The organism is Hydrogenophaga sp. NH-16 (assembly GCF_004006415.1).
GTDB classification, from domain to species: Bacteria; Pseudomonadota; Gammaproteobacteria; order Burkholderiales; family Burkholderiaceae_C; genus Hydrogenophaga; species Hydrogenophaga pseudoflava.
In genome coordinates this window covers 2,362,324-2,387,011 of the sequence record NZ_CP029344.1, presented here as the reverse complement: position 1 = coordinate 2,387,011, position 24,688 = coordinate 2,362,324, and the positions used below count along the sequence as shown (strand labels likewise).

The 24,688-nt window shown below is 66.1% G+C and carries 20 protein-coding genes and 2 pseudogenes; 12 read left to right on the top strand and 10 right to left on the bottom strand.

Annotated elements, in window-relative coordinates; translation table 11 throughout:
* Window positions 1–7: 7 nt before the first annotated feature.
* Together DD542_RS11525 and hemB are read right to left on the bottom strand one after the other, a co-directional pair.
* Window positions 8–1,129: a magnesium transporter CorA family protein gene (locus tag DD542_RS11525; protein ID WP_127805755.1), complete on the bottom strand. Its 1,122-nt coding sequence runs from the start codon at window positions 1,127–1,129 to the stop codon at window positions 8–10.
* A gap of 13 nt (window positions 1,130–1,142) precedes the next feature.
* The gene (gene hemB, locus DD542_RS11520) at window positions 1,143–2,144 is read right to left on the bottom strand and encodes a porphobilinogen synthase (protein ID WP_127805754.1); all 1,002 of its coding nucleotides are present in this window, start codon (window positions 2,142–2,144) and stop codon (window positions 1,143–1,145) included.
* A gap of 205 nt (window positions 2,145–2,349) precedes the next feature.
* Here hemB and DD542_RS11515 point away from each other — a divergent pair, with 205 nt between their 5' ends.
* The 10 genes and pseudogenes from DD542_RS11515 to DD542_RS11470 form a co-directional block, all read left to right on the top strand.
* On the top strand, window positions 2,350–3,480 hold the full coding sequence (locus DD542_RS11515; RefSeq protein WP_066160138.1) for a hypothetical protein: 1,131 nt from the start codon (window positions 2,350–2,352) through the stop codon (window positions 3,478–3,480).
* A gap of 252 nt (window positions 3,481–3,732) precedes the next feature.
* On the top strand, window positions 3,733–4,161 hold the full coding sequence (locus tag DD542_RS11510) for a CopD family protein (protein WP_066160141.1): 429 nt from the start codon (window positions 3,733–3,735) through the stop codon (window positions 4,159–4,161).
* Window positions 4,161–5,285 (top strand): VanZ family protein, encoded by a 1,125-nt coding sequence (locus tag DD542_RS11505; protein ID WP_079366543.1) that lies wholly within the window; start codon window positions 4,161–4,163, stop codon window positions 5,283–5,285. Before DD542_RS11510 ends, DD542_RS11505 begins: the two co-directional genes overlap by 1 nt.
* 9 nt (window positions 5,286–5,294) lie before the next feature.
* Window positions 5,295–5,636, top strand: a complete 342-nt coding sequence (locus DD542_RS11500) for a 2Fe-2S ferredoxin (protein WP_066160148.1) — start codon at window positions 5,295–5,297, stop codon at window positions 5,634–5,636.
* Between the two features lie 35 nt (window positions 5,637–5,671).
* Window positions 5,672–6,295 (top strand): alpha/beta fold hydrolase, encoded by a 624-nt coding sequence (locus DD542_RS11495; RefSeq protein WP_127805753.1) that lies wholly within the window; start codon window positions 5,672–5,674, stop codon window positions 6,293–6,295.
* 46 nt (window positions 6,296–6,341) lie between these two features.
* Window positions 6,342–7,529, top strand: a complete 1,188-nt coding sequence (locus DD542_RS11490; protein WP_127805752.1) for a D-alanyl-D-alanine carboxypeptidase family protein — start codon at window positions 6,342–6,344, stop codon at window positions 7,527–7,529.
* Window positions 7,530–7,665: 136 nt separating this feature from the next.
* A pseudogene (gene rpsL / locus DD542_RS11485) lies at window positions 7,666–8,003 on the top strand (30S ribosomal protein S12).
* Between the two features lie 158 nt (window positions 8,004–8,161).
* Window positions 8,162–8,632: a 30S ribosomal protein S7 gene (gene rpsG / locus DD542_RS11480; protein WP_066160156.1), complete on the top strand. Its 471-nt coding sequence runs from the start codon at window positions 8,162–8,164 to the stop codon at window positions 8,630–8,632.
* 96 nt (window positions 8,633–8,728) lie between these two features.
* Entirely contained in the window at window positions 8,729–10,831 is a 2,103-nt protein-coding gene (gene fusA, locus DD542_RS11475) for an elongation factor G (protein WP_066160159.1), read from the top strand.
* 108 nt (window positions 10,832–10,939) lie between these two features.
* Window positions 10,940–11,470, top strand: a pseudogene (locus DD542_RS11470) (GTP-binding protein); the annotation flags it as partial.
* A gap of 715 nt (window positions 11,471–12,185) precedes the next feature.
* On the opposite strand, the gene ssb reads toward DD542_RS11470, so the two are convergent.
* Window positions 12,186–12,686 (bottom strand): single-stranded DNA-binding protein, encoded by a 501-nt coding sequence (ssb, locus tag DD542_RS11460; RefSeq protein ID WP_066156964.1) that lies wholly within the window; start codon window positions 12,684–12,686, stop codon window positions 12,186–12,188.
* 161 nt (window positions 12,687–12,847) lie between these two features.
* Between ssb and DD542_RS11455 the strand changes: the two genes are divergently transcribed.
* The gene (locus DD542_RS11455) at window positions 12,848–14,227 is read left to right on the top strand and encodes a chloride channel protein (RefSeq protein WP_084397366.1); all 1,380 of its coding nucleotides are present in this window, start codon (window positions 12,848–12,850) and stop codon (window positions 14,225–14,227) included.
* A 15-nt stretch (window positions 14,228–14,242) separates the two neighbouring features.
* Here DD542_RS11455 and DD542_RS11450 read toward each other — a convergent pair whose 3' ends face one another.
* Entirely contained in the window at window positions 14,243–15,427 is a 1,185-nt protein-coding gene (locus tag DD542_RS11450; RefSeq protein WP_127807376.1) for an MFS transporter, read from the bottom strand.
* Window positions 15,428–15,557: 130 nt separating this feature from the next.
* On the opposite strand from DD542_RS11450, the gene uvrA reads away from it, so the two are divergent.
* Complete coding sequence (gene uvrA / locus DD542_RS11445; protein ID WP_127805751.1) at window positions 15,558–18,614, top strand: excinuclease ABC subunit UvrA; 3,057 nt, start codon at window positions 15,558–15,560, stop codon at window positions 18,612–18,614.
* A gap of 3 nt (window positions 18,615–18,617) precedes the next feature.
* Here uvrA and DD542_RS11440 read toward each other — a convergent pair whose 3' ends face one another.
* The 6 genes from DD542_RS11440 to DD542_RS11415 all read right to left on the bottom strand — a co-directional run bounded on the left by DD542_RS11440 (window position 18,618) and on the right by DD542_RS11415 (window position 24,576).
* Window positions 18,618–19,442, bottom strand: coding sequence for a MipA/OmpV family protein (locus DD542_RS11440; RefSeq protein ID WP_066156969.1), 825 nt, complete (start codon window positions 19,440–19,442; stop codon window positions 18,618–18,620).
* Between the two features lie 69 nt (window positions 19,443–19,511).
* Window positions 19,512–20,141 (bottom strand): glutathione S-transferase family protein, encoded by a 630-nt coding sequence (locus DD542_RS11435; RefSeq protein WP_127805750.1) that lies wholly within the window; start codon window positions 20,139–20,141, stop codon window positions 19,512–19,514.
* Between the two features lie 13 nt (window positions 20,142–20,154).
* Window positions 20,155–20,994: an orotidine-5'-phosphate decarboxylase gene (pyrF, locus tag DD542_RS11430; protein ID WP_206610800.1), complete on the bottom strand. Its 840-nt coding sequence runs from the start codon at window positions 20,992–20,994 to the stop codon at window positions 20,155–20,157.
* 9 nt (window positions 20,995–21,003) lie between these two features.
* Entirely contained in the window at window positions 21,004–23,202 is a 2,199-nt protein-coding gene (locus DD542_RS11425) for a CotH kinase family protein (protein ID WP_127805749.1), read from the bottom strand.
* Window positions 23,199–24,023, bottom strand: a complete 825-nt coding sequence (locus DD542_RS11420) for a polyphosphate polymerase domain-containing protein (RefSeq protein WP_127805748.1) — start codon at window positions 24,021–24,023, stop codon at window positions 23,199–23,201. The genes DD542_RS11425 and DD542_RS11420 overlap by 4 nt, the downstream gene beginning before the upstream one ends.
* Window positions 24,013–24,576, bottom strand: coding sequence for a DUF4956 domain-containing protein (locus tag DD542_RS11415; RefSeq protein ID WP_127805747.1), 564 nt, complete (start codon window positions 24,574–24,576; stop codon window positions 24,013–24,015). The genes DD542_RS11420 and DD542_RS11415 overlap by 11 nt, the downstream gene beginning before the upstream one ends.
* Window positions 24,577–24,688: the final 112 nt, after the last annotated feature.

Genomic DNA, 24,688 nt, shown 5'->3' with positions numbered 1-24,688 from the left:
GCCGCGCTCAGCGCCCGCTGCGCGCCAGGTAGCGCTTGCGCCAGAAGACCACGCTCAGGCCCACGGCGATCAGGACCATTGAGCCCATGGCCCACCAGAAGCCGGCGTTGTCGTGCAGCAGCGGGATGAACTCGAAGTTCATGCCGAAGATGCCGGCGATCAGGTTCAGCGGCAGGAAGATGGCGGTCAGCGCGGTGAGCGTGCGCATGATGTCGTTGGTGCGGTTGCTTTGCGCCGAGAAGTGCATCTGCACCGCGGTCTCGGCGTTCTGCTCCAGCCGGCGCACGTGGTGGATCACCCGCTCGATGTGCTCCAGCACGTCGCGGCTGCGCACCTTGAGCAGTTCCAGTCCTTTGTGGCCGCCGAAGTGGTCGCCGTGGCCCTCGACCACCTCCCAGCCCGCCAGCGCCTCGATCCAGTCCTGGATCGCGGCGCGCTGGTCTTCGCAGATCTCGTCGAGCTGGTGCAGCGAGATGCGGGCGTCCAGCAGCGAACCCCAGTTCGTGAACCGGGTGGACGGGTGCAGCAGCTCGGCCTGCCAGTGGTCCAGCTGCCGCGTGAGCTCGCGTCGCAGCTCCAGGTAGCCGTCGACCATCTGGTTGACGATGCGCAACATCAGGTCGGCCGGGCCGGAGGGCAGATTCACACCAGCCGCCCGCGCGGCACTCGTGCCCGCGCCCAGCAGGCGGGTGGCGTAGTGGTCCAGCACCGTGCAGCCGGCCGGGTGCACCGTCAGCAGCACCCGGTCGAACACCGCGAAGCCCACCGGGCTGGTGTCGATGCGGCGCAGCACCGGCGGCCCGCCGCGCCGGGTGGGCTGCGTGAGCACCTGGCCCGGGTGGGAGAGGTCGGTTTCGCTGTGCCCGGCGGCCAGGCGGCGGAACACCAGCAGGTCGTACTGCGAGGTGTAGTCGAAGTGCGAGGGCAGCTGGTTGTTCAGCAGGTCGGAGATGTGCAGGTCCACCAGCGGCACGCTGCCCAGCGCCAGCAGCGTGGACTGCACATGGCCCTGCTCCAGCTCGAATTCCCGCCGGCCGCAGGCGATCCAGATGAATCCGCTGACCGGCGGTTGCGTGGGCAGACCATCCGATTCGGTGACCGAGGTCGTCTGGACGTGGAAGACGCGCATGCCCGGACGCGCTTCAGCCGCGCAGCAGCCGCGCGGCGTCGCGCGCGAAATAGGTCAGGATGCCGTCGCAGCCGGCGCGCTTGAAGGCCATCAGGCTCTCCATCATCACCGCGTCGTGGTCCAGCCAGCCGTTCTGGGCGGCGGCCTTGAGCATCGCGTATTCGCCGCTGACCTGGTAGGCGAAGGTGGGCATGTGGAACTGATCCTTCACGCGGCGCACGATGTCCAGGTAGGGCATGCCGGGCTTGACCATCACCAGGTCCGCGCCTTCGGCGATGTCCAGCGCCACCTCGCGCAGCGCCTCGTCGCTGTTGCCCGGGTCCATCTGGTAGACCTTCTTGTCGGCCTTGCCCAGGTTGGCGGCCGAACCCACCGCATCGCGGAACGGGCCGTAGAAGGCGCTGGCGTACTTGGCGCTGTAAGCCATGATGCGCGTGTGCACGTGGCCGGCCGCTTCCAGCGCCTGGCGGATCGCGCCGATGCGCCCGTCCATCATGTCGCTGGGCGCCACCATGTCCACCCCGGCAGCCGCCTGGGTCAGCGCCTGCTGCACCAGGATCTTCACCGTCGGGTCGTTCAGGATGTAGTTGTGCTCGTCCAGCACACCGTCCTGGCCGTGGCTGGTGTAGGGGTCCAGGGCCACATCGGTCATCACGCCCAGGCCGGGGAACTCCTTCTTGAGCGCCCGCACCACGCGCGGCACCAGCCCCTCGGGGTTCATGGCTTCCTGGCCGTCCGGCGTCTTGAGCGACTGGTCGATCACCGGGAACAGCGCCATGTAGGGAATGCCCAGCTTCACGCAGTCCTCGGCCACCGGCAGCAGCAGGTCCAGGCTCAGGCGCTCGACGCCCGGCATGGACGCGACCGCTTCGCGCCGGCCGGCGCCGTCGAGCACGAACACCGGGTAGATGAAGTCGGCGGGGCTCAGCCGGTGCTCGCGCACCAGGTCGCGGGTGAAGACGTCGCGGCGCAGGCGGCGCGGGCGGGACAGGGGGTAGGGGGCGGGTGTGTGCATGAGGCTATTGTGGCAAACCGGTCAACCGTGCAGTAATTTGCGATGGCCCCAGTGCAGCGTGTCCGGGTGGTTGTTGCAAATCGTAAAAAAAGCACGATGATTGAGAACGTCGGAGTGACGTCTTGCACGCCGCGTAATAAGAAAATACTGATGCTGCTGCGGCCATGCGGGACGCAGTAGGAATCTTTCACTCAAGAGCACTGTCATGCAGCCCACCAGATCCAGCCCACCCAACCAGACCTCCAACCCCAAACCGGGCGCCCCGACCGAGGCCGATGCATGGAAGCTGGAGGACCACTGGCAGGAGCTGGTGTCTGCGCTGGCCGACCAGTTCACCGAAGGTGTGAGCAGCCTTCAAAACCAGATCGACCAGCTGCTGGCCAAGGGCCGCATCACCAAGATGGAGCACCGGGCGCTGAACATCCCTGCCGAACGCATCAAGCTGGCGGGGCTCAGCGCCCAGCAGATCCACCGCCTGTACGGAGGGCGCATCCGCCAGACGCACGAGAAGGTGAACATGGCCGATCTGGTGGAGGGCGTGTTGCAGGAGCGCAAGCAGGAACTGGGCATCCTGGGCATCGCCCTGCGCCGCAAGCTCAAGCCGGTCGAGGTGCTGATCGACCCGACGTTGGCGCATTCCTTTGTCAACGCGGTGCTCGACTGGGGCATTCCGTTCGGCAACCGGGTGGATGTGCGCATGGACCTCAATGCGTGGCCACAGCACGCGCGGCTGCAGATGCGCGTGGCCAACGACGGGATCCCGCCTTCGAGCAGCACCGCGTCCGACAGCCTCAGCTGGATGCTGATTCGCCAGATCGCTGCCGCCTCGGGCGGTATCGACCTCGAGCGCGACGTGACCGCCGAGGGCGTCAGTTTCACGGCGATGTTCAGCCGCACCGTGGTGCAGGCGGTTGATGGCATTTCGACCGTCGACCTGTCGGACGAACACTCGTCGATGTTCAAGTCGCTCTCGGGCACGTATGTGCTCACGATCTCCCCTAGCCTGCAGATCCGTGCCGACGTGCGGGATGCGCTGCGTGAAATCGGGATCACCTCCGACAGCGTGGTGGACTTCCATCAGGCCCGCGATGCCGTCAAGGCCCGCATGCCCAACCTGATCGTGGTCGATTCGGAGATCAAGGACGGGGAGTTCGAGCGCTTCCGCAGCGAGCTGTTGCGCGAGGTGTTCGAGTTTCCGTTCGTGGAGATTTCGCCCGACGACAGTTCGTTTGACATGTCCGGGTTTGGCGAGTTTTCGATGGCCAAGGTCGGACGCGGGAACATCCGGGAGGCGCTGGGCACGGCCGTGATGTTCGAATTGGCCAAGATGATGTAGTGCTTTTGGGTCTATTTATTGGCCTGCGCGCAGGCCCTGTCAGTTTTGACAGGGCGTCGCTTCACATCCGATGTGATCTGTTGTAACATCAGCCCCGAGCGCGTCCTTGGACCGCTCCCCGCTTTTCCTCCCTGAGCGGGTGCCTTAGTGTGTGACAGCAAAAAGGCTTCCTAACCCGGCCCTGTGGGCCGGGTTTTTTTTGTGCCGTGCGGCCATGAATCCCTGCAGCGGCGGCGCAGATAAACTGCCCGCATGCTCTGGGTCAAATCCTTCCACATCGTCTTCATCGCCAGCTGGTTCGCGGGCCTGTTTTACCTGCCCCGCATTTTTGTGAACCTGGCGATGGTTCCCCCTGAAAGCGTGGCCGAGCGCGAACGGCTGATGCTGATGGCCGAAAAGCTGTTCCGTTTCACCACCATGCTGGCCGTCCCTGCGCTGGTCCTGGGGCTCTGGCTCTGGCTGGGGTATGGGATCGGCCTGGGTGCCGGCAACGGGTGGATGCACGCCAAGCTTCTGCTGGTGGTTCTGATTCTGGGCTATCACCACGCCTGTGGGCGGCTTCTGAAGTCCTTCAGGACCAATGCCAATCGGCGCCACCATGTCTGGTTCCGGTGGTTCAACGAAGCGCCGGTGATCATGCTGGTGCTGGTGGTCGTTCTGGTGGTCGTCAAGCCATTCTGATGACCGGGCGCGCCGTGGCGAGCCGATCCTCTGCTATTCCGCTGTCGCTGCTGTTTGCGGCGCTCGTCGTCTATGCCAGTCTCTATCCTTTCGAAGGATGGCGCTGGTCTGGCGGACAGGTGTGGGCGTTTCTGAGCGCGCCCCTTCCCCGTTACTGGACGAAGTTCGATGTGTCGGCCAACCTGGTGGGCTATGTGCCGCTTGGGTTCCTGGCGGCGCTGGGGTTGCTGCGGTCGGGCTGGGGGCGCTGGGCGTGGTGGTTTGCGGTGCTGTTGCCGGCCATGCTGTCGCTGTCGCTGGAGACCCTGCAGAATTTCCTGCCCATGCGGGTTCCGTCCAACCTGGACCTCGGACTCAACATCGCAGGGGGCGTGCTGGGCGTCTGCCTGGCCTGGTTCCTCGAACGACTGGGTGTGATGCGGCAATGGACGCAGTTCCGTCGGAACTGGTTCGCGCCTCAGGCGCACGGATCGCTGGTGTTGCTGGCGCTTTGGCCGTTCGCCCTGCTGTATCCGTTGTCGGTGCCGTTCGGCCTGGGGCAGGCCTGGGAACAGCTAGAGGAGGTGTTGTCCAGTCTGCTGGTGGACACGCCCTTCCTGGTCTGGCTGCCCTTGCAGTCGGAAGCGGCAGTGCCGCTGAGCCCCCTGGCGCAGGCGTTGTGCGTGGCGCTGGGTCTGCTGGCACCGCTGATGCTGGGGTATGCGGATGTGCATGCTCCCTCGCGCAGGCTGGTGCTGCTGGTTGCGCTGCTTTTGTCGGCCCTGGGCGCCGCCGGATTCTCGGCGGCCATGACTTACGGGCCGGACCACGCCTGGGCCTGGGTGGACATGCCGGCGCTGCTGGGCATGGCCGTCGCCGCGCTGGTGGCGCTTGCCACGTTGAGGCTGCCACCGCGCGCGTGCCACGTCAGTCTGCTGCTGGCACTCGCAGTCTCCCTGAGTCTTCTCAATCGTGCGCCAGTGAGTGCCTACTTTGACCAGTCTTTGAACGTCTGGGAGCAGGGGCGTTTCATCCGCTTCCACGGCCTGTCTCAGTGGCTGGGCTGGCTGTGGCCGTTTGCCGCCCTGATGTATGCCGTGCGGGCAGTGACCCGACTCCCCGCCGGGCGCCAGGCCGACCACTAGAATCCAGCCATGTCAGAGAACCGATCCTCCTACTACGAGCGCCACATCTTTTTCTGCCTGAACCAGCGCGACAACGGCGAAAACTGCTGCGCGCAGCACAAGGCGCAGGCGGCCTTTGATCGGTGCAAGAGCCAGTCCAAGGCATTGGGCCTGTTGGGCCCCGGCAAGGTGCGGGTGAACAAGGCGGGCTGCCTGGATCGCTGTGCCGGTGGTCCCATCGCCGTCGTGTACCCCGAGGCTGTCTGGTACAGCTACGTGGATGAACAGGACATCGACGAGATCGTGCAGTCGCATCTCAGGGATGGGGTGGTGGTCGAGCGCTTGCGAACGCCACCGGAAGTCGGGCGCTGAGATGCCCGGATTCCTGGATTGATAGCGCGACACACGTGAACGCACACACCGAGCATCTTTTACAGGTAGGTCCCTCCGGGCAGCTGGAGGTGGCCATCGACCGCGCTGCCGGGTCTTCCCGTGGGATGGCGGTCATTGCGCATCCCCACCCATTGCATGGGGGCACCCTCACCAACAAGGTGGTGCAGACCCTGGCGCGTGCCTTCGTCCTTTGCGGGTGGACGGCCGTGCGGTTCAACTTCCGTGGTGTGGGTGCGAGCGGGGGTGTCTACGATGAAGGGCGCGGGGAGTTGCAGGACATGCTGGAGGTTGTCCGCTCACAGGTGCCTGACGGTCCGCTGTGTCTTGCCGGCTTCTCGTTTGGTGGCTTCGTCGCAAGCCAGGCCGTGGCCGCATTGCACGGTCAGCGGGACATCCAGAAGGTGGTGCTGGTCGGCCCTGCCACCAGCCGGTTCGGCGTCGCCGCTATTCCGGATGAACTTCGCCAGCGCACATTGGTCATTCATGGCGAGCACGACGACACCGTGCCGCTGCAGTCCGTAATGGATTGGGCGCGCCCGCAAGCCCTGCCTGTGCTGGTGGTGCCAGGCGGGGGCCACTTCTTTCACGGGCAGTTGCCCTTGTTGAGAGAACTGGTGCAGCGGCATCTCGTCGCCTGAACTCGGGTCGCTTCGACCCTGGACTTCTTTCTTCTCTTTCAATTCCATGCTGTTTGAACGAATCTTGCCCAAGGGTGGTCTGCTGGCCGTTTTCTTTCTGTGTTGGCACCTGGCCGCCTCGGCGGCTGTTCCGCAACCTCCGGAAGTGGCGGCGCGGGCGTACCTGCTTCTGGATGTGTCGTCCGGGCAGGTCCTGGCGGCCAAGGAACCGGACAAGCCTGTCGAACCCGCTTCGCTCACCAAGCTGATGACTGCCTATCTCGTGTTTGATGCCCTCAAATCCGGCAAGATCGATCTCAAACAGACACTTTCAGTGAGTGAGCGGGCCTGGAAAATGCCGGGCTCCCGCATGTTCATTGACCCCAAGATGAAGGTGCCGGTGGAGGATCTCATCAAGGGCATGATCGTTCAGTCTGGCAATGACGCCACCATGGCCCTTGCCGAGGGCGTGGGTGGAAGTGCGGAGCAGTTCGTCGAAATGATGAATCGCCAGGCCAAGGCGCTGGGAATGAACGCCAGCAGCTTCAGGAACCCGGAAGGTCTGACCGTTCCGGGGCACACCACCACGGCCCGGGATCTGGCGACGCTGGCGACCCGGCTGATGCGCGACTTCCCTGAATACGTTCCGTATTACGCCATTCAGCGTTACCGCTATCCAGGCACTCCAGCAGCCAATGACACCAACCGGAACCTTCTGCTGTTCCGCGACCCCTCTGTGGATGGCCTGAAGACCGGACACACCGATGCCGCCGGCTATTGCCTCGTTGCAACTGCTCGCCGGCCCAGCGCGTTGCTGGGCGCCGGAGCAGAGGGGCAGCGCAGGCTGTTGAGCGTCGTGTTGGGTGCTGCCAGCGAAAATTCGCGTGCAGCGGAGAGTCAGAAGCTGCTGAACTGGGGGTTCACGGCCTATGAGGCGGTCCGCTTGAGCTCCGTGGGCGGTGCGGTGGTCACTCCCCGCGTCTGGAAGGGGCGCGCGGATCAGGCCAAGCTTGGGCGCCCCGAGGGCGTGGTGGTGTCCGTTCCGGCGGGAACCGGCGCCGGGCTCAAAACCGAGGTCACGCGCCCGGATCCGTTGGTGGCCCCTCTGCTCAAGGGGCAGCAGGTGGGGATGCTTCGTGTGCGTACCGCGGGCGGCGAGACGGTTGCCGAGGTCCCTCTGACGGTGCTGGAGTCCGTTGAAGAGAGTGGCATTTTCGGGCGGGCCTGGGACGCACTGCGGCTGTGGATCCAGTGAATACATCGGTGCGTCGACGGACACCAGAGAGATGGATTTGGTCTTTCAATAGGCCCGTGATACAGTAGAGGGCTTTTCGGAATTTTCCGAAGGGTTTCGCTTTTTCGCTCATCAAACGTTTAGGGACGTTTCTTTCATGCCAACCATCAGTCAACTCGTGCGCCACGGCCGGGAGGTCGAAAAGACCAAGTCCAAGAGCCCGGCCATGGAAAACTCGCCGCAGCGTCGTGGTGTGTGTACCCGCGTGTACACCACGACCCCCAAGAAGCCCAACTCCGCTCTGCGCAAGGTCGCCAAGGTGCGCCTGACCAACGGTTTTGAGGTGATTTCCTACATCGGTGGTGAAGGCCTCGTGTCAAGGATCTGCCCGGTGTGCGTTACCACATCGTCCGCGGCTCGCTGGACCTGCAAGGCGTGAAAGACCGCAAGCAGGCGCGCTCCAAGTACGGTGCCAAGCGTCCCAAGAAGGCCTGATCTTCCTGAAATGTCGGTGTTTGTTCCGCCCTGGCAGGTGGTGCAAACGTAGTGACCCCAAACACGGGCTGTTCCGTGCGGGTCGAGTAAGTGAGGGTCCCGGATGGCTCTCGCGGTGTCCGAAAGGGCGCCAACTGAAGCAATGCAGAGGTAAAAAAATGCCACGTCGTCGCGAAGTCCCTAAACGTGAAATCCTGCCGGATCCCAAATTCGGCAATGTCGAGCTTTCCAAGTTCATGAACGTGATCATGGAAGGTGGCAAGAAGGCGGTTGCCGAGCGCATCATCTACGGCGCCCTCGAGCAAATCGAGAAGAAGACCGGCAAGGATCCGGTGGAAATATTCTCGACCGCCATCAACAACGTCAAGCCCATGGTGGAAGTCAAGTCCCGCCGCGTGGGTGGTGCCAACTACCAGGTGCCCGTTGAGGTGCGCCCCGTCCGCCGTCTGGCGCTGTCGATGCGCTGGATCAAGGAGGCGGCCCGCAAGCGCAGCGAAAAGTCCATGGCCCAGCGCCTGGCCAATGAACTGGTTGAGGCAACAGAAGGTCGTGGTGGCGCCATGAAAAAGCGCGACGAAGTGCACCGTATGGCCGAGGCCAACAAGGCGTTCAGCCACTTCCGCTTCTGATTCACGCGGGCGTTTTGTACGCCTGCTGTTCTTTTGGAAGCGAGCCCGCGGGCCCCACAGGGTCGCGGGCTTTGGTATTTAATTTTGGAGAATTTCATGGCACGCACCACGCCCCTTGAGCGTTACCGCAACATCGGTATTTCGGCCCACATTGACGCCGGCAAGACCACCACCACCGAGCGCATCCTGTTCTATACCGGTGTGAACCACAAGATTGGTGAGGTGCACGACGGCGCCGCCACCATGGACTGGATGGAGCAGGAGCAGGAGCGTGGTATCACGATCACGTCCGCTGCCACCACCTGCTTCTGGAAGGGCATGGACCTGTCCTACCCCGAGCACCGCTTCAACATCATCGACACCCCCGGCCACGTGGACTTCACCATCGAGGTGGAGCGTTCCATGCGCGTGCTCGACGGTGCTTGCATGGTGTATTGCGCCGTGGGTGGCGTGCAGCCCCAGTCTGAGACCGTCTGGCGCCAGGCCAACAAGTACAAAGTGCCCCGTCTGGCCTTCGTGAACAAGATGGACCGCACTGGTGCCAACTTCTTCAAGGTCTATGACCAGATGAAGCTGCGCCTGAAGGCCAACCCGGTGGCGATCGTGATACCGATCGGTGCCGAAGACAACTTCAAGGGCGTGATCGACCTCATCAAGATGAAGGCCATCATCTGGGACGAGGCGTCCCAGGGCATGAAGTTCGAGTACCAGGACATCCCGGCCGACCTGCAGGCGCAGGCCGAGGAGTGGCGCAGCAAGATGGTCGAGGCAGCCGCTGAAGCCAACGAAGAGCTGATGAACAAGTACCTTGAGGAAGGCGACCTGACCGAAGCCGAAATCAAGGCCGGCATCCGTGCGCGGACGCTGGCGGTTGAGATCCAGCCGATGCTGTGCGGTACCGCCTTCAAGAACAAGGGTGTGCAGCGCATGCTGGACGCCGTCATCGATTTCCTGCCTTCGCCGGTGGACATTCCGCCCGTGGCAGGTACCGACGACGATGACAAGGAAACCTCCCGCAAGGCTGACGACGAAGAGAAGCTGTCCGCCCTGGCGTTCAAGCTCATGACCGACCCGTTTGTGGGGCAGCTGACTTTCGTTCGTGTGTACTCGGGCGTGCTCAAGAAGGGCGACACCGTTTACAACCCGATCAAGGGCAAGAAGGAGCGCATCGGCCGTATCGTGCAGATGCACGCCAACAACCGCCAGGAAGTCGAAGAAATCCGGGCAGGCGACATCGCTGCCTGTGTGGGCCTGAAAGATGTGACCACGGGCGAAACCCTGTGCGATCCGTCCGCCATCATCACCCTGGAAAAGATGGTCTTCCCTGAGCCCGTGATCGCGCAGGCCGTGGAGCCCAAGTCGAAGGCCGACCAGGAAAAGATGGGCATCGCCCTGGGCCGTCTGGCTGCCGAAGATCCGTCCTTCCGTGTCAAGACCGACGAAGAGTCCGGTCAGACCATCATTGCCGGTATGGGCGAGTTGCACCTGGAGATCATCGTCGACCGCATGAAGCGCGAGTTCGGCGTGGAAGCCAACGTGGGCAAGCCGCAGGTGGCCTACCGCGAAACCATCCGTGGAACCGTGGAAGAAGCCGAAGGCAAGTTCGTGCGCCAGTCCGGCGGCAAGGGCCAGTACGGTCACGTGGTGTTCAAGATCGAACCACAGGAGCCGGGCAAGGGGTTCGAGTTCGTGGACGCCATCAAGGGCGGTGTGGTGCCGCGCGAATACATCCCTGCTGTGGGCAAGGGCGTGGAAGAGGCGCTGAACCAGGGTGTGCTGGCCGGGTATCCGGTGGTCGACGTGAAGGTCACTCTGCACTTCGGTTCGTACCACGACGTGGACTCGTCCGAACAGGCGTTCAAGATGGCCGCCATTTTTGGTTTCAAGGAGGGCTGCCGCAAGGCTCAGCCCGTCATCCTCGAGCCAATGATGGCCGTGGAAGTCGAGACCCCGGAGGACTATGCCGGTACCGTCATGGGCGACCTGTCTTCCCGTCGCGGCATGGTGCAGGGCATGGACGACATGGTCGGCGGCGGCAAGGCCATCAAGGCCGAGGTGCCGCTGTCCGAAATGTTCGGCTATGCCACCACGTTGCGCTCCATGACCCAGGGTCGTGCCACCTACACCATGGAATTCAAGCACTACAGCGAGGCTCCGCGGAACGTGTCCGAGGCCATCGTCGCCGCTCGTTCCAAGTAATCAGATCGGTCTTCGGCGCCCGTCGGGGTGGGCCGGCTGCCCGTGGCAGGCCCGTGCCGGAGACGTTAAACACTCACGGGTTTTGTTCTTTCAACAGAGGTATTTGCAATGGCAAAAGAGAAATTTGAGCGGACCAAGCCGCACGTGAACGTGGGCACGATTGGTCACGTGGACCACGGCAAGACGACGCTGACGGCTGCCATCACCACGGTGCTGGCTGCCAAGTTCGGTGGCGCCGCCAAGGCCTACGACCAGATCGACGCGGCTCCTGAGGAGAAGGCTCGTGGCATCACCATCAACACCGCACACGTGGAATACGAGACGGCCAACCGCCACTACGCCCACGTGGACTGCCCCGGTCACGCTGACTACGTCAAGAACATGATCACCGGTGCTGCCCAGATGGACGGCGCTATCCTGGTGTGCTCGGCCGCCGACGGCCCGATGCCCCAGACCCGCGAGCACATCCTGCTGGCGCGCCAGGTGGGTGTTCCCTACATCATCGTGTTCCTGAACAAGTGCGACATGGTGGATGATGCCGAGCTGCTGGAGCTGGTCGAGATGGAAGTGCGCGAGCTGCTCTCCAAGTACGACTTCCCCGGCGACGACACCCCCATCGTCAAGGGTTCGGCCAAACTAGTAGCCAGAACATCCATCAACCCAGTGGCTCAGTATTCGACGTGATCACTGGCTCAGTTGTGATGATGAATCAACAGCCGAACACTCGAAACTCAGCCTGAGCACGCTATATACGGTCGAACACCCCGCTGCCGTCACGACAACCAGGTTGAGGACAGTCGAAAAGCTAGCGCAGGGCTTCGGTGTTCACCCACTCGTTTTGGTGTCGTCTGAGAAGCAGATTCGACAGCCCTTGACAGGCACAAACGCTATTACTCTCGTAGCACTCAACCTTAGAAAAATTCGTGCCGAGCAAGGTTTGACTCAAGAAGCGCTTGCATCCAAAGCCCTGATAGCAAGGCACCTCATCACCAAGATTGAGACAGCGTCGAACGAAAACCCGACGCTTGAGTCTTTGGACCGACTTGCCAACGCGTTGGGAGTGAGCACAGAGGCGTTTTTTAACGACCTTCAAGTCTCGTCAAGTTTGAACGGTTGAAGAGCGGCAACTGATTTAGCTCGGCGCAAAGCCTCAGCCGCGACGAAGCCGGACAGACTCCTCACCCATGACCTCACCACCATCAGAGTGAAGGCAACATAGGGTACTTGTTGACAAATACTGAAGGTAGCTGCTAGTTGACCCAGAGCCCTATTGTCAAAAAACACGTCAACAATGAAAAAGGCCCAGAACACAATGGTTCCGGGCCTTTTATTGACGAATCAGAAAAAGTAGCTTCTAGAACGGGATGTCGTCGTCCATGTCGTCGAAACCACTGGCCGGACGGGCGGCCGCCGGAGCGGGGGCCGGTGCCGGACGGGGCGCGGGCGCCTGGCGCGGAGCGGCGGCCGGACGGCTGTAGCCGCCACCACCACCGCCCTCGTCGCCACCGCCCATGCCTTCGCGGCCGCCGAGCAGCTGCAGTTCGGTGGCGATGATGTCCACGGTGTTCTTTTCCACGCCGGTGGCCTTGTCCACATAGGTGCCGTACTTCAGGCGGCCTTCGACATAGATCGGGCGGCCCTTCTTGACGTATTCGCCGGCGATTTCGGCCAGGCGGTCGTAGAAGGTGACGCGGTGCCACTGGGTGTCTTCGATGGTCTCGCCGCTGTTGCGGTCCTTGCGCCGGCTGGAGGTGGCCACGCTCACGTTGGCCACCGCCTGGCCCGAGGGCAGGTAACGGATTTCGGGGTCGCGGCCGCAGTTGCCGACGAGGATGACTTTGTTGACGGATGCCATGGATGAACCCTGCTGAACTGGAACCAGGCGCCGCGACGGCGCCGGGGCGGTCGGACATTGTGCCGCAAGTGCCCTTCTTCCCCGCCGTCCGACCCGCGAAGACGACCTGTGAACTGAGATAAACCGGCCGGGGGCACGCTTGCTTCTACACTGCGGGGCCCATGAAAGGTGAGCCGGACTTTTTCCAGAACCTGCAGGACGAGCTGTCGGACGGACGGGGCTGGCTGGACCGGTCGATCGTGCTGGCCTATGCCGTTGCCGCCGGCCTGTGCGTGGTGATCTTCACCCTGATGAGCGAAACCGCCTTCGAGTGGTTCGCGCACCTGCATGCCCGGTCGCCCTGGGCGGTCCTGATCTGGACCCCGGCATTGACCGCCTTCATCGTCTGGGCCACACGCCGCTTCGCGCCCGGCGCCGCCGGCTCCGGCATTCCGCAGGTGATGACGGCCCTCGACCCCCACCTGCCACGCGACATGCGCCAGCGGTTCGTGTCGATCCGCCTGACCGTGGCCAAGATGCTGCTCGGCTCCATGAGCCTGCTCGCCGGACTGTCGGCCGGGCGCGAGGGGCCTTCCGTGCAGGTGGCCGCAGGTGTGATGCACAACGCGCGCCGCTGGCTGCGCCCCGGCTCGGGGATGAACGATCACGCCCTGCTGGTCGCCGGCGGGGCGGCCGGCATCGCGGCAGCGTTCAATGCGCCGCTGGCCGGCGTGGTGTTCGCCATAGAGGAACTGTCCAAGAAACTCGAGTCGCGCAACAGCGGCCTGATCATCGCGGCCATCGTCCTGGCAGGCCTGGTGAGCATTTCGGCTTTTGGCAACCTCAGCTATTTCGGTTCGGTGGCCGTGACCCGGCTGGGCTGGGGCGCCCTGCTGCCCGGCCTGTCGGTGGCCATCGCCTGTGGTGTGCTCGGCGGCCTGTTTGCGCGGCTGCTGGCCGCCTCGGCGGCGGGCATGCCCGACCGCTTCAGCGCCTTCCGCAAGCGGTACCCGGTGCGCTTTGCCGCCGGCTGCGGGCTGCTGATCGCCATCATCGGCCTGGTCACGGACGGCGCCACCTTCGGGGCCGGTGCCGAAGAAGTGCGGCACATGCTGGCCGGCGAGAGCGACGCGTCCCGTCTGTATGTGCTGCTCAAATTCGTCGCCACCTGGCTGACCACCTGGAGCGGCGTGCCCGGCGGCATCTTCGCGCCCTCGCTGTCCATTGGTGCCGGCGTCGGCCACGACATGGCCCAGCTGGTGGCGGGCGCGCAGTTCCAGACCCTGGCACCGAGCCTGATCGCCATGGGCATGGCCGGCTTCCTGGCTGCGGCCACGCAGGCGCCGCTGACCTCGTTCATCATCGTGATGGAGATGATCGACGGCCGTCCGATGGTGCTGAGCCTGATGGCCTCGGCCATGATCGCCAGCCTGATCGCGCGTCTGATCAGCCGCCCGCTTTACAGCACGCTGTCGGGGCTGATGATGCGGCCCCTGCGCGAAGCACAGGCCCGCGCACGGGAGGCGAAGGAAACCGCGCCCCCGCCGGACGGCGCCAGCTGAGTCCGGAACGGTGTTTCAGCCCTTCGGCGCGGGCGCCTTCATCGGCCAGGCCACCACGAACCAGACCAGCGTCGCCACCGCACAGGCGGCGAACAGGCCGGTCGGCCCCTGGGTGCGGGCCAGCCAGCCGCCGACGGCGCCGCCGACAAAGAAACCCACCGACTGCAGCGTGTTGTAGACCCCCAGCGCGGCGCCGCGCGCATGGGCCGGCGCCAGCTTGGACACCAGGCTGGGCTGGCTGGCTTCCATCATGTTGAAACCGATGAAGAACACGAACAGCAGGCCGCCCAGGGTCCACAGGCCCGGTGCCGCGTCGGCCACGGCCCACAGGCCCAGCTGCACCGCCAGGATCAGGCCGATGGACACCAGGAAGGCCGCGCGCAACCGGCCTTTGCGCTCCATGGGGAACAGCACGCCGCCCATGACCAGCAGCGAGGCCGCCACCGCGGGCAGGTAGACCTGCCAGTGGTCCGCCTTGGCCAGTCCGGCCGCCACCAGCAGCGCGGGCAGCGCCATCCACATGGCCAGTTGCACCGCGTGCAGCACGAACACCCCCAGGTTCAGCCGCAGCAGGCCGGCGTGGCGCAGCACCTCGCCCAGGCCGCCGCGCACCTGCTGCATGTCCGACGGCTTGTGCACCACCGGCTCGGGTGGTGCCACCCACAGCACCACGGCGATGCCCAGCAGCGCCAGCGTGCAGGTCATGGTGAAGATGCCCGAGAGGCCCACCCAGCCGGCCAGCAGCGGGGCGATCACCAGCGACAGCGCAAACATCAGCGCGATGCTGGCGCCGACCATGGCCATGGCCTTGGTGCGCACGGCGTCGCGCGTGACGTCGGCCAGAAAGGCGGTGACCGCGGCCGAGATGGCGCCCGCGCCCTGCACCGCGCGGCCGACGGCCAGCCAGGTGAGGTCCGGCGCCCAGGCGGCGATGGCACTGCCCACCGCGAACAGCAGCAGGCCGGCGACGATGGTGCGCTTGCGGCCGAAGCGGTCGGACGCGGTGCCGAAGGGGATCTGGAGGAAGGCCTGGGTCAGGCCGTACAGGCCCATGGCGAAGCCCACCCGCGCCGGATCGTCGCCGCCGGGCAGGCGGGCGGCCTCGAGCGCGAACACCGGCAGCACGATGAACAGGCCCAGCATGCGCAGCGCGAACACCAGGGCCAGTGAGGCGCTGGCGCGGCGCTCGTCGGGTGTCATGCGGGAGGAGTCGGTCGAATCCGGGGTGGCGGTGGTCGGGGACACGGCGGAATGTGCGGTCGAGGCAAAGGCGTGATTGTCGGTCATGGCGCGCCCCGGGGTTTGGCCGGGAAAGGACCGGCCTCTTATCATGTCGGGTTGCCCATCTGATGCCCCTCCCGTGGATTCCAAGCTCACCGCCCCCGCCGCCCACCCCACCGCCACCACCCTGTCGGTGCGCGGCGCGCGCACGCACAACCTCAAGAACATCGACCTGGACATCCCCAAGCAGTCGCTGGTGGTGATCACCGGTCTGTCGGGTTCGGGCAAGTCCAGCCTGGCGTTTGACACGCTGTACGCCGAAGGCCAGCGACGTTATGTGGAGAGCCTGAGCGCCTACGCCCGGCAGTTCCTGCAGCTGATGGACAAGCCCGACGTGGATCTGATCGAGGGCCTGTCGCCCGCGATCGCCATCGAGCAGAAGGCCACCAGCCACAACCCGCGCTCGACCGTGGGCACGGTGACCGAGATCCACGACTACCTGCGCCTGCTCTACGCCCGCGCCGGCACGCCCTACTGCCCGGACCACGACCTGCCGCTGGCCTCGCAGAGCGTGGCGCAGATGGTGGACACCGTCCTCGCATTGCCCGAGGGCACGAAGCTGATGATCCTGGCGCCGGTGGCGCGCGAGAAGAAGGGCGAGTTCGCCGACCTGTTCGCCGAGATGCAGGCCCAGGGTTATGTGCGCTTCCGCCTCAACGGCGAGGTGGTGGAGGCCGAGGCCCTGCCGGCACTGAAGAAAACCGAGAAGCACAACATCGACGTGGTGATCGACCGCATCAAGGTGCGCTCGGCCGATGAAGAGGGCACGAATCCTCAACGGCAACGGCTGGCGGAGAGCTTCGAGGCCGCCCTGCGCCTGGCGGAGGGCCGCGCGCTGACGGTGGACATGGACAGCGGCGCCGAGCAGGCGTTTTCGGCCAAGTTCGCCTGCCCGGTCTGCACCCACACCGTGGGCGAGCTGGAGCCGCGCCTGTTCTCGTTCAACTCGCCCCTGGGCGCCTGCCCGGCCTGCGACGGCATCGGCCACACCGAGGTGTTCGACGCCGAGCGCGTGGTCGCCTTCCCCACACTGAGCCTGGCCAGCGGCGCCATCAAGGGCTGGGACCGGCGCAACGGCTACTACTTCGCGATGATCGAGAGCCTCGCCGCGCACTACGGCTTCGACGCCGAAGCGCCGTGGGAAAGCCTGCCAGAGAAGGTGCAGCAGGTGCTGCTCTACGGCTCGGGCGAAGAAGAGATCAAGTTCAGCTACGCGCTGGAATCGGGCGAGCGCGCCGGCAAGAAGATCGCCAAGAAACACCCCTTCGAAGGCATCATCCGCAACTTCGAGCGCCGCTACCGCGAGACCGACAGCGTGGCCGTGCGCGAGGAGCTCGCACGTTACCGCAGCACCCAGCCCTGCCCCGAATGCGGCGGCACGCGGCTGCGCAAGGAGGCGCGCCATGTGTTCGTCGGTGAAGGCGAACAACGCCAGCCCATCTACAAGGTCAGCCACATCACCCTGGGCGAGGCGCTGGACTACTTCCGCCGCCTCGAACTGCAGGGCGCAAAAGCCGACATCGCCGCGCGCGTGGTGAACGAAATCCGCCAGCGCCTGAAGTTCCTCAACGACGTGGGCCTGAACTACCTGAGCCTGGACCGCAGCGCCGACACCCTGAGCGGCGGCGAGGCCCAGCGCATCCGCCTGGCCAGCCAGATCGGCAGCGGTCTGAGTGGCGTGATGTACGTGCTGGACGAGCCCAGCATCGGCCTGCACCAGCGCGACAACGACCGCCTGATCGGCACGCTGCAGCACCTGCGCGACCTGGGCAACACCGTGCTGGTGGTCGAGCACGACGAGGACATGATCCGCACCGCCGACCACGTGATCGACATCGGCCCCGGTGCGGGTGTGCACGGCGGGCGCGTGATGTCGCAGGGCACGCCGGCGGTGGTGATGGCCGACCCCAACTCACTCACCGGCCAGTACCTCAGCGGCGCGAAAGAAATCGCCGTGCCCACGCGGCGCACGCCCTGGCTGCCGGTCATCAAGCCCGAGGAGAAGGCCGACCCCAAGGCTTCGGCGGCCAAGTCCCGCTTTCCCATGAGCCCGGCCGCCGAACGCCGCGCCGAACGCCAGGCAGCGCACGAGGCCACGCTGGGCGCGCTTCAGGAAATCCGCGTGCGCGGCGCCAGGGGCCACAACCTCAAGGACGTGAGCGTGGCCTTCCCGGTGGGGCTGCTGACCTGCGTGACCGGCGTTTCGGGATCGGGCAAATCGACGCTGGTGAACGACACCCTCTACGCCGCCGTGGCGCGCACGCTCTACCGTTCGCACGACGAACCGGCCGAGCACGAGGCCATCGAAGGCATCGAACACTTCGACAAGGTCATCAACGTCGACCAGAGCCCCATCGGCCGCACACCGCGCAGCAACCCGGCCACCTACACCGGCCTGTTCACCGGCATCCGCGAGCTGATGGCCGAGGTGCCGACCGCGCGCGAACGCGGCTACGGACCGGGGCGCTTTTCCTTCAACGTGGCCGGCGGCCGCTGCGAGGCCTGCCAGGGCGACGGCGTGGTCAAGGTGGAGATGCACTTCCTGCCCGATGTCTATGTGCCTTGCGAGGTCTGCCACGGCCGGCGCTACAACCGCGAGACGCTGGAGGTCCAGTACAAGGGCCGCAACATCGCGCAGATCCTGGACATGACGGTTGAGCAGGCGGCCGAGTTCTTCAGCGCCGTGCCCACCCTGCACCGCAAGCTGCAGACCCTGCTGGACGTGGGCCTGAGCTATGTGCGCCTGGGCCAGAGCGCCACCACGCTCTCGGGCGGTGAGGCGCAGCGCGTCAAGCTGGCCCAGGAGCTGAGCAAGCGCGACACCGGCCGCACGCTCTACATCCTGGACGAGCCGACCACCGGCCTGCACTTCGCCGACATCGAGCTGCTGCTCAAGGTCTTGCACCAGCTGCGCGACGCGGGCAACACCATCGTCGTGATCGAGCACAACCTTGATGTGATCAAGACCGCCGACTGGCTGATCGACATGGGCCCCGAAGGCGGCTCGGGCGGTGGCACGGTGGTGGTGCAGGGCACGCCGGAAGACGTGGCGGCCTGCGAGGCCAGCCACACCGGGCGCTATCTGGCGCGCTTGCTCAGTCGCTGAGGATCAGCGCTTGCCGCGGAAAGCGATGCCGGCGCTGATCGAATGCGTGGTCTTGCGGCCCACCAGTGGGCTGCGCGAGGGCGCCGACAGCATGCGCGAGAGGTCCAGGCCACCGAACAGCACCCAGTGCTCGCTCAGCACATGGGTGTACTGCAGGCTGGTGCGCATGTTCTCCCAGCCACTGCTGAGGGTGAAGGGCGAACGCCCGACGCTCTGGGCCGTTTCGGGCGTGATGCCGTAATGGGTCTGCAGGTAGGTCTCGTTGCCGTAGGTCGCGCCCAGCCCGAAGTCCCAGTAGCTGTGTTCCGTCAACGGGTGGCGGTAGCCGAGCCCGGCCGACAGCCGGGACCCGCCCCGCCGCCCCAGCAGGTCCTTGTCGATGCTGGTGCTCCAGCTCCAGCGCTCGCCCAGCGCCGAGCCGGTGGAAATGCGGGCGCGCAGAGTGGACGGAATGTCGGGCAGGCCGCGAAAGCGGGGGTCGCCACCGAAGTCGCGCCCGTTGTCCATGCGCAGGGAAGCGCCCAGGCGCCAGTCGTTGAAGATGCCGAAGTCGGCGCTGACCCCGGTTTCCAGTTCCTCCCGGCCCGCCTTGAGCAGGCTGGAGGCGCGGGAGCGCGACACCCGGAAAGGCCCCAGCTGGAAGGCCCACATGGGCTTGAAGTCGTAACGCACCGGTGCATCGCCGATGTGTCCGTTGCCGGACACGACCGAGGCGCCGATCAGGTAATCGCCTTCGATGGTGAGCCAGTCATCGTCGGCAGCGGACGCGGCGACGGCGGACGCACACAAAACCAGACCCAGGCCCGAGCGATGACAAATGGACAGCATGGGCGCAGATCATAGCCACCCAACATGAAGGGCCCCACGGATGCCCCGGCGGGGCGTCCGGCATTGGGTTCAGGCCCGTGCGGCGGGGCGCTGCGCGACCCGGTCGCGCCAAGCTTGCAAGGCGGAAAACCCTTGCTCGCCGGCGTTGAAGCGCATCAGTTTCGCGAACTCGATGGCACAGAACGCAGTGATGTCGGCGATGGTGAAGCGCTCGCCCGCCATCCAGGGCTGGCGCTGCAGCTCGGCATCCAGCCAGGCCGCGGTCTCGCGCAGCTTCTCGCCCTGCGAGCGGCCGAAGTCGGGGAACTGCGGCTGCTCCAGCGGCGCCAGGCCTGGGTGGGTGTGGCGCACGCAGTTGGCGATGGGCAGCAGGAAGTACCACTCGATGCGCCGGTCGGCCATCTCGATGAAGGCCCGCTCGGTGGCGTCCACGCCCATCAGGTTGGGCTCGGGGTGCTGCCCTTCGATCCAGGTGCAGATGGCCCGGGTTTCGGTCAGCACGCGCCCGTCGTCGAATTCCAGCGCGGGGATGCGCGCCAGCGGACTCTTGGCGCGGAAGGCGGCGCTCTTGTGTTCCTGGGCGTTGAGGTCGACGTTCACCAGCCCGATGCCCTGCGCCGCCGGGTCGATGCCCTTCTCGGCCAGGAACATCTGCACCCGGCGCGGGTTGGGGGCCCGGGGCGACACGTAGAGCTTCATGGTCGGCCTTCGTTCAGGCCTTGGCCGCGTTCAGGACCTCGCGCGTGCGCAGCGCCTCGGCGCGCGCGGCGGCCGCAAAGTCGGTACCGCCCGAGGCGTAGAGCACGGCGCGCGAGCTGTTGACGATCACCGGGCCAGTGGTCGCCCCGCCCTGCGTGCGGTAACCGGCGCGGATCGTGGCCACCGCGTCGCCGCCCTGTGCGCCCACGCCGGGAATCAGCAGCGGCAGCGTCGGCGCCAGTGCGCGCACCCGCTCGATCTCCGCCGGGTAGGTGGCACCGACCACCAGGCCGAGCTGGCCATTGAGGTTCCACGGCCCTTGCGCGAGCCGGGCCACGTGTTCGTACAGCAGAGGTTGTCCCTCCACCGAGGCCAGGCGCTGGTTCTGCAGGTCGTCGCCACCGGGGTTGGAGGTGCGGCAGAGCAGGAAGGCACCCTTGCCGTGGTACTTCAGGTAGGGCTGCACCGAATCGAAACCCATGAAGGGCGAGAGCGTCACCGCGTCGGCGCCGTAGCGTTCAAACGCCTCGATGGCGTACTGCTCGGCAGTGCTGCCGATGTCGCCGCGCTTGGCGTCCAGGATCACCGGCACCTGCGGCGCCACCGCCTTCATGTGCCGCATGAGTTTTTCGAGCTGGTCTTCGGCACGGTGCGCGGCGAAGTAGGCGATCTGCGGCTTGAAGGCGATCACGGCGTCGGCCGTGGCCTCGACGATGGCGGCGCAGAAGTCGTAGATCTTGGAGGCGTCGCCCTTCATCGCCACGGGGAACTTGGCCGGATCGGGGTCGAGGCCGACGCAGAGCAGGGACTGGTTCTGGCGCTCTGCCGCGCCCAGCATGTCGAGGAAGGTCATGCCCGAATTTTACGAACCCTGCGGTCGCGCGGCGGTGCCCGCCGGCTCGCAGGACGGGCCCAGCACGGGCCGCAGCACCAGCGGCTGGTCCACCACCAGGTCCAGCGAGGCCGCACGGACGCCCTGTCCCTGCCAGCCCTGGACGCGGCGGCACGGGCCTTCGAGCACCTCGATCTTCAGCGCCATGCCCTTGAAGTAGCGCAGCGTCACCGGCTGCGACGGATCGCCCTCGTGGCGCATACCGTTGACCTGCAGCACCGCGCCCGGCACCAGCGGCCCCAGCTGGATCGCCACCGGCGCCTCCAGCCCGAACAGCGACTGGAACTCCGCCAGTTGCGCCCCCACCCGCTGGCTGGCAAACCCCTTGACGTGGCGGACCGAGCGCTCCCAGGCCGCCACGTCGGCCGGCACGCGCCAGCGGTTGATGTGGTGCGGCACTTCGGTGGCGATCTCCCCGCGGTACTGGTCGACGAATCGGTGCACGCGCTCCGGTGCGAAGCGGGTGTTCAGCAGGTCCACATAACGCTGCAGGAACCGCGCCCGGACCGCCGGGTCCTTCATGAGCGCGCGGAACAGCCGGGTGCTCCAGGCCAGGTCCGGCCGGCCGCGCGGCCCCTGATCCGACAGCATGTCGGTCAGCTTGGGGGTGCCCGGCACGTGGAAGGAGGCGTCCATGTCGTTGGCCGGCCAGTGCCATTTGCGGTGCGCCTGGGCCCGCGGGGGCACCGAGGCCGACGGACGCACCCGCCAAGCCTGCATGTTGTTGAAGGGCCAGTCGATGTTGCCGACATAGATCTGCGCGATGTGCAGGTCGATGTAGCTGGCCAGGTCCATCTCGGCCTCGGCCACCGGCCCCGCCGGGCGGCCCGCCGCCGTGGCAGCCTCGATGCGCCCGATCAGGTCCAGCCATTCGGGCGCCATGCCCGGCTGCTCCTCCGAGACCCCGTAGTTCCGGCTGAGTTCGATGTCCGAGTCCTTGACCCCGGCCAACCCGGCGAAGTGGTCATCGCCCAGGCGCTCGCGCAGGTTGAACAGCCCCCAGTACTCGCCGTTGACGAACACCGACACCGGGCGGCTGCGCGAGACCTCCAGGTGCAGACCGTCCATCACCCGGTGCAGCACGGCGTCCCGGAACAGCGCCCCCGTGCGGTCGTTGCCCGCGTTGCGCAGGATGACCTGCTTGGCCGGAAACGGCCGGTCCATGGAGCCGAACACGTCCATGTCGTCCTGGCCGTAGCGCTTGCGTGCGTGCAGGCGCATGGACTTGTTGGTCGCCGCCCGGCTGAAGGCCCCGTGCACCCGCAGACCCGCCGACTGCGCGGCCGGCTGGGACTGCAGCCGGCCGTTTTCCATGCCCAGGTATTCCACGTGCACGGCGCGCTCGGAGCTGTCGCCCTCGTCGCGCCAGTTGGCGTCGGCCGTGCCCGCGGTGGCGGTGTGGTGCGGATGCCGTTCGCGCCAGGCGTCGAAGCGCCGCCCGGCCACCAGCACGCCCTGCTCGTGGCCGAACAGGTCCTCAGGGTCGGCCGTGAGCACCACCACCGGCAGGTTGAAACGCGCCGGGTTGCCGAAGAAGAAGCTGCGGGTCACGACGTGGCTGCGCTCGCCGCGCGGACCGACCGCCACAGCCCGCACCACCACGGCCCGGTCCACCTGGCCGTCGCCGGCGCGGGGGTGCACCAGCGCCTGCGCCGGGTCTGCGCCCGCCCAGGCACCGATGCCGTCGCGCGAGTACTCCAGGAACTCGTCCCACACCCGCTGCAACCCATAGGGGTCCGCGCCGGGGGGTGCCGGTGGCAGATGCGCCACCGGCTGGTCGCCGTAGCTGGTGGGGATGCGGGCGTAGCGGCCCGCGCCGCTCATCACGCGGGAGAGCTTGATCGGCCCGCGGTACGGCAGCGTCACCAGCCGCCCTTTTTCCAGCACACCGTCCTTGCTGCGCGGCGAGCGGCGGTAGGCGGTCTTGTACTGGAAGCTGCGCTCGTAGGGGAACTGCACGTAGGGCGTCGAACCGTCCAGCGTGTAGAAGATCGAGACCCCGGCGTCGGGGTGGTAGAGCTTGAGCTTGAAGGTGTAGGGATGGAACCCCGCCTCGTGCGAGAACTGCGGCGGGCTGATGATGTCGGCCGCCTGCGCCGGCCAGCAGGCACAGGCCAGCAGCAGCACCAGGCAACGCAAGGCCTGGCCCAGACCGGTCAGGAACCTCATGCCGCCACCCCCGCCGCGGCCACCGACAGGGCGGCAGGCGCCACCGGCTGGCAGTCCAGCCGCCGGTGGTTGGCGCCGAAGCGGCTGGCACCGGTCCAGAGCCCGCACGCCAGCAGGCCGATGCAGTACTTGGACATCTGCGTCTGCGGCCGCAGGCCGGCGTCGCGCAGCAGGCGGTCGGTCAGCGACATCGGCCGCGCCGACTTGACCTCGACGATCACGCTGCCCGTGCTCTGGTGGACCCCGGGTTCGGTGGCATGGCCGAACGACAGGCCGGTGTCGATGGTGACCCGGGTCTGGTCGCGCGCGTCGAACAGGGTGATGCGCCGGTAGCTCACGTCCAGCGTCGGCAGGAAGCAGCGGTCGGCCGCGGCGCCGGCGATCTGCCGGATGCGGCCGAGCAGGCCGCCGAAGTCGTCGCCGAGGTCCGACGGGTCGCTCAGGGGCACGCGCGACTTGGCGGTCGCCGCCACCCGGGTCTTTTCCTTGAGCTCGCAGAAGGCCAGGCCGCTGTCCTCGTAGCGCCGGATGCGCAGCTTGAAGCGGTTGGCCCGGCCCTGGTTGTGGGCCCGGAAGCACAGCAGGTCGGGCGTGTCGTAGTAGCGGCTCTGGTAGCCGTGCGAGCGCAGGCCGTCGATTTCCAGCACCGTGTGGCTGAAGCGCAGCACGTCGAACAGGCCGTCCAGCGCCGCCGGGTCCAGCACGTACTTGCGCTCCAGCCGCTTGAGCAAGGCGGCCTGCCCGTTCAGCTCGGCTAGGCCGATGGCGGCGAAGCCGGCCAGCCGGGACGCGGGGACGGCGCCCGGACGATCAGTACTCAACCTGCAGCTCCACGGTCTCGGTGATGCCGCACACCCGCACCAGCTGCACGCGCTGCGCCTTCAGCCCGGTCTGGCGGCCCACGGCCTCGACCACCGCGGCCTCGTCGCCCACGTCGAAGCTGCGGTCCATGTCCAGCTTGATGCGCGTGCTGCGCAACGGGCGGCTGAGCCTGGGGTGGTCCAGCACGTAAACCGAGGCCAGCATCGCCAGGATGATGATGAGCATCAGGCCGCGGTCGATCGCGTTGATGGCGAACAGCACCGCCATCGAGGCGCTGCCGAAGAAGTAGGCGATGTCCACCCGGGACAGCTGCTCGGAGCGCAGCGTGAACAGCGCCAGGATCGCGAACAGGCCAAAACCCGCCGCCAGCGAGAACTGCACGTCTGCCAGCACCGTGAGCACGGCGAACACGAACACGTTGAGCAGCAGGGCGGAGACCGCGGTGTCGCGGTTGTGGTGCCTTCTGTAATAAAGGCCAAACATCAGCACACTGGCTGCGCCCAGGTTGAGCGAGAACCGTGCGATGAATTCCAGATACCAGATGATTTCCATGGGCCGGCGGGCGTTGGTTGGACAACAATCACGACCGACCGGAGGCGTCGGATTCGGGCAAAGCGAGCGATTTTATTAAATCCGCTTAAGAATCCGTTCCGCCTCATCGACA

Bases quoted from the DNA above. Each gene is read 5' to 3' on its own strand.
- DD542_RS11500 (WP_066160148.1), top strand. From the start codon at position 5,295: ATGTCAGAGAACCGATCCTCCTACTACGAGCGCCACATCTTTTTCTGC.
- DD542_RS11440 (WP_066156969.1), bottom strand. From the start codon at position 19,442: ATGCTGTCCATTTGTCATCGCTCGGGCCTGGGTCTGGTTTTGTGTGCG.
- DD542_RS11425 (WP_127805749.1), bottom strand. From the start codon at position 23,202: ATGAGGTTCCTGACCGGTCTGGGCCAGGCCTTGCGTTGCCTGGTGCTG.
- DD542_RS11450 (WP_127807376.1), bottom strand. From the start codon at position 15,427: ATGACACCCGACGAGCGCCGCGCCAGCGCCTCACTGGCCCTGGTGTTC.
- uvrA (WP_127805751.1), top strand. From the start codon at position 15,558: ATGTCGGGTTGCCCATCTGATGCCCCTCCCGTGGATTCCAAGCTCACC.
- DD542_RS11510 (WP_066160141.1), top strand. From the start codon at position 3,733: ATGCTCTGGGTCAAATCCTTCCACATCGTCTTCATCGCCAGCTGGTTC.
- ssb (WP_066156964.1), bottom strand. From the start codon at position 12,686: ATGGCATCCGTCAACAAAGTCATCCTCGTCGGCAACTGCGGCCGCGAC.
- hemB (WP_127805754.1), bottom strand. From the start codon at position 2,144: ATGCACACACCCGCCCCCTACCCCCTGTCCCGCCCGCGCCGCCTGCGC.
- DD542_RS11505 (WP_079366543.1), top strand. From the start codon at position 4,161: ATGACCGGGCGCGCCGTGGCGAGCCGATCCTCTGCTATTCCGCTGTCG.
- DD542_RS11490 (WP_127805752.1), top strand. From the start codon at position 6,342: ATGCTGTTTGAACGAATCTTGCCCAAGGGTGGTCTGCTGGCCGTTTTC.
- DD542_RS11525 (WP_127805755.1), bottom strand. From the start codon at position 1,129: ATGCGCGTCTTCCACGTCCAGACGACCTCGGTCACCGAATCGGATGGT.
- DD542_RS11415 (WP_127805747.1), bottom strand. From the start codon at position 24,576: ATGGAAATCATCTGGTATCTGGAATTCATCGCACGGTTCTCGCTCAAC.
- DD542_RS11455 (WP_084397366.1), top strand. From the start codon at position 12,848: ATGAAAGGTGAGCCGGACTTTTTCCAGAACCTGCAGGACGAGCTGTCG.
- DD542_RS11515 (WP_066160138.1), top strand. From the start codon at position 2,350: ATGCAGCCCACCAGATCCAGCCCACCCAACCAGACCTCCAACCCCAAA.
- DD542_RS11435 (WP_127805750.1), bottom strand. From the start codon at position 20,141: ATGAAGCTCTACGTGTCGCCCCGGGCCCCCAACCCGCGCCGGGTGCAG.
- fusA (WP_066160159.1), top strand. From the start codon at position 8,729: ATGGCACGCACCACGCCCCTTGAGCGTTACCGCAACATCGGTATTTCG.
- rpsG (WP_066160156.1), top strand. From the start codon at position 8,162: ATGCCACGTCGTCGCGAAGTCCCTAAACGTGAAATCCTGCCGGATCCC.
- pyrF (WP_206610800.1), bottom strand. From the start codon at position 20,994: ATGACCTTCCTCGACATGCTGGGCGCGGCAGAGCGCCAGAACCAGTCC.